We start from the raw sequence: 3585 nt of genomic DNA on the forward strand, positions 1-3585 counted from the left end.
CGACCCTTCTGAGACGCTCGTTGCACCGCACCGCGAACGGCAGGCACCCGGGGCGCAAGGGCCGTTCGCTATGACCGATTTATACTCCGGTCAATCAAAGCCGGGGATATCTATGTCAAGAGCTATCCTGATCAGCCTTGTCGCTTGCGCGCTGTCCAATGCCGCCTTTGCGGAAACCATCAAGCTCGCATGCCACTTCAATGAAGAAGTAAGTTTCCCGTCCGGGAGCAGGTCATGCCATCAAAGCCTCTAGCTCGCTAATGGCGGCTTCCAAGCCAGAAGGGACATCAATCTGACCGGCCAAAGACACCCCGCTCCACCGAGCGGGGGCGTTTCCCCTGTTAATCCCTGTCAGCTTGCCGGATTGCGTGCCATGACGATCCACGCCGCGCCGTCGATCATCACCGACCGCTCGCCGGGGAGGCCCGCGAAGGCGGCACGAACCGCGGCCGAGGCGCGGGCCCGGATGTCGTCGGGCTGATAAGCGAGAGCGCGCGACAGCGGGCCAACCTCGAGTGTCATCTCCACCGCGTCGTCGATCGCCGCATCCCGTGTCCCCCCCTCGCCGAATGGGATGGAAGCATCGAATGGCGCGATAGCGATATCGGTGAAGCCGGCCGCCGTCAGGATGCGTGCCACGCGCCCCCGGTCGCCGAACGAGAATGGGCCGGGCGCTTCGGGATCGGGCGGCGCCGTCGGCGGGACGATGCCCTTGATCGCGCCCATCGGCAAGCGCACCCAATCGTTCTCGGCCATGCCGCGCCAGCAGACGAAAGCGACCCGCGCGCCCGGCTTGAGCGCACGCCGCATATGAGCGAACGCCGCCGTAGGATCGTCAAAGAACATCACTCCGAAGCGCGAAAACAGGATGTCGAACGCGTCCTCGGGCAACTCGGTGCTGCTGGCGTCGGCCACCTGGAACAGGACCGGCGTGTCCTGCGGCGCTAGCGCGCGCGCTCTGCCGATCAGCGGTTCGGATATGTCCACGCCTAGCACATGGCCCCCCGCGCCGACGCGGGCGGCCAGATCCAGACTAGACGTCCCCGCGCCGCAGCCGATGTCCAGCACGCGTTCGCCCGTGGCGGGCGCGGCGGCTTCGATCGCGGCCTGGCCGAACACCGCCATCATGGCATCGAGCCGGGCCTGGTAAGCGACCCAGCGCTCCCCGCTTTGGCCATTCCAGTCGGCTACCTGATAAACATTTTTCTCTGCCATGCCATCTCCTTGTGCTGATCCGTTCTTAACTAGACTATCCGTCCGCGTGGTCGTTGCCACCGTGCGCGGCGATGAACATGGCGACGGCCGACCGGCAATAGGATTCGATTTCGTTGTCGTCCTCTGCTCTCGCCTCATCGAAGCGTGCGATAAGCAGGAGATCGGATCCTTTTAAAAGCGCGGCAAACAAGCGGGCGGACCGGAGAGGATCGGGCACGTTCAGAACCGCCTTCGCGTGCAACTGACGCAACAGGGCCTCGACTTGGGCGATGACATGGGCGGGGCAGGCTTCGTAATAGAGCTTGCTTAACGACTTTTGATTCGTCTTGTCGGCCATGATCATGGCTTCGACACTGCGGACGTCCGGGCTCAACAGCGTGCGAAGCAGGGATGATCCCACCGCCATGAGCTGATCTTCGGCCGAACCGTCGACGCCTTCAAGAAGGGCCTGTGGTGCAAACTGATGACAGCGGGCCGCGATGGCCGCGCTGAACAGCGCCTCCTTGTTCTCGAAGTGCCGATAGATGCTGAGCTTGGATATCTTCGCTCGCTGGGCGACCTTGTCCAAGGTCGTCGCTTGAAAACCCAATTCCACAAAGAGTTCGCACGCGGCGTCGACTATCGTTTGGCCAAGCGCCTCGTTGGCGGGCCGGCCGCGCCGGGCCTGGCTATTTTCGGTCACGACAATTACAGTCCTTGACAGTATCCTAATTCTTGCATTACGATACCATACAGTATCTTAAAGGTGCAAGCCAATGCGTAGGTGTCCTCCAAATCAAGTTTCCCCGGGCCGCCCGGCGATATCGAATGCGACATTGTCCGGCCGGTCAACACATTGATGGGCGACTTTCTCGTCGATGCCGAAGCCCTGGTCGCTGCCCGTCTCGAGCGCGTATCGCTGGACGATATTTCGCGCCAGGCCCAGCCCACCCCCTCCATCCACAACACGGAGCCCATCACCATGAATGACGTCATCATTATCGGCGGCAGCTTTGCCGGCCTCGCCGCCGCCCTGCAGCTCGGCCGTGCCCGCCGCAAGGTCACCGTTCTCGATACCGGCCTGCCGCGCAATCGCTTCGCCGGCCACTCGCATGGCCTGCTCGGCCACGATCACAAGCCGCCGCTGGGCATCCTGGCCGAGGCGCGGCAGCAGCTGGCGCGTTATCCCACGATCAGGCTGGTCAGTGCCCGGGCCGACAGCGTCTCCGGCGCCATCGACGATTTCTCCGTTCTCACTGGCGATGGCGAAAGCCTTGGGGCGCGCCGTCTGATCCTGAGCTATGGCGTCGCCGATCAGATGCCTGATGTTCCGGGCTTTGCCGAAGGCTGGGGCACGTCCATCGTGCCCTGCCCCTATTGCGACGGCTTTGAAGTCGCCGGCCAGCATTGGGGCCTCGTCTGGTCCGGCCCGCAGTCGCACAATTATGTCAGGCTGTACCACGATTGGACCGACACGTTGACGGTCTTCGCCGATGGTCACGAAATTCCACCGGATATCCGGGCCGATCTGGCGCACCGCAATATACCTGTCGTCGATGGCCGGATCACCGAAATCGCCCATCACGGGGGCCATAATGCCACCGTCAAGCTCGATACCGGCCCCAATGTCTCGGTCGACATCCTGTTTGCGCATCCGCGCAACAAGCCATCCGCAAGCCTGCATGAATCACTGGGCCTCGCCACGGTCGATACGCCCCTCGGCATCGCCCTCAAGGTCGACGAGCGCCGCGAAACCAGCATGCCCGGCATTTACGCCGCCGGCGACCTCGCCAACCCCCTCATGGCCTCGGTCACCACGGCATCATCGCACGGCGCGATGGCGGGCATCTTCGCCCAGCAGTCGATGCTGGTTTGAGAGCACAGATTCAGAGCAAATTTATCTTTTTCTTGGTCGACGGATAAAGGAGGGAAGCAAGCGTGTTCTGCGACGAGTCGACGGAGCTGTGTGGTGGCGTTGGGATTTGCCCCCCGCGAGCAGCATGAGCGCCGCCAGTGAGTTTTCACGGAAGTGGATCACGGTACTTGACGCGAAAGCCGGCTTTCTCGTCGCCATCAATGGCGCGTTGCTTGCCTTCGTGTGGACGGGCGCAAAGTTGCCCGACAGCACGCTGCATTGGGTGAAGGCGTTCGTCTATGTCTCGTCGGGCCTCGCGCTGATATCGCTTTTGCTAGCAGTTTCGGTTGTATTCCCCCGGATCAAGCTTGAAACGAAGCCTTCAGTCGAGCCGGTCACGCTGACTTCTTCGGGGCGATGTTCGCAATGATCGGCAACGCGACAAATTAAACACTGTGGCGAGCGTCCGCTAAGCAGATAGGACAGGACATTTAAATGCCCCCTCGGCAGCGCGCGCGAACGGCCGGAGATGGCCG

General features: G+C 62.3%; 5 protein-coding genes. 3 read left to right on the forward strand and 2 right to left on the reverse strand.

Annotation, left to right across the window (positions count from 1 at the left end):
* Nucleotides 1-253, forward strand: a 253-nt coding sequence (locus tag AC3WLT_RS36970; protein ID WP_492596496.1) for a hypothetical protein, incomplete at its 5' end; no start/stop codon positions are given.
* Nucleotides 254-351: 98 nt separating this feature from the next.
* On the opposite strand, the gene AC3WLT_RS36975 is transcribed toward AC3WLT_RS36970, so the two are convergent.
* Together AC3WLT_RS36975 and AC3WLT_RS36980 are read right to left on the reverse strand one after the other, a co-directional pair.
* Nucleotides 352-1215 (reverse strand): class I SAM-dependent methyltransferase, encoded by an 864-nt coding sequence (locus AC3WLT_RS36975; RefSeq protein WP_492596497.1) that lies wholly within the window; start codon nucleotides 1213-1215, stop codon nucleotides 352-354.
* A gap of 34 nt (nucleotides 1216-1249) precedes the next feature.
* Entirely contained in the window at nucleotides 1250-1897 is a 648-nt protein-coding gene (locus AC3WLT_RS36980) for a TetR/AcrR family transcriptional regulator (RefSeq protein WP_097389207.1), read from the reverse strand.
* A gap of 279 nt (nucleotides 1898-2176) precedes the next feature.
* Between AC3WLT_RS36980 and AC3WLT_RS36985 the strand changes: the two genes are divergently transcribed.
* Together AC3WLT_RS36985 and AC3WLT_RS36990 are read left to right on the forward strand one after the other, a co-directional pair.
* A complete protein-coding gene (locus tag AC3WLT_RS36985; RefSeq protein ID WP_492596498.1) occupies nucleotides 2177-3070 on the forward strand; it encodes an NAD(P)/FAD-dependent oxidoreductase in 894 nt (297 codons plus the stop codon).
* Between the two features lie 124 nt (nucleotides 3071-3194).
* On the forward strand, nucleotides 3195-3479 hold the full coding sequence (locus AC3WLT_RS36990) for a Pycsar system effector family protein (RefSeq protein WP_079494734.1): 285 nt from the start codon (nucleotides 3195-3197) through the stop codon (nucleotides 3477-3479).
* Nucleotides 3480-3585 lie beyond the last annotated feature (106 nt).

It is taken from the genome of Paraburkholderia sp. FW306-2-2C-D06C, assembly GCF_058781505.1.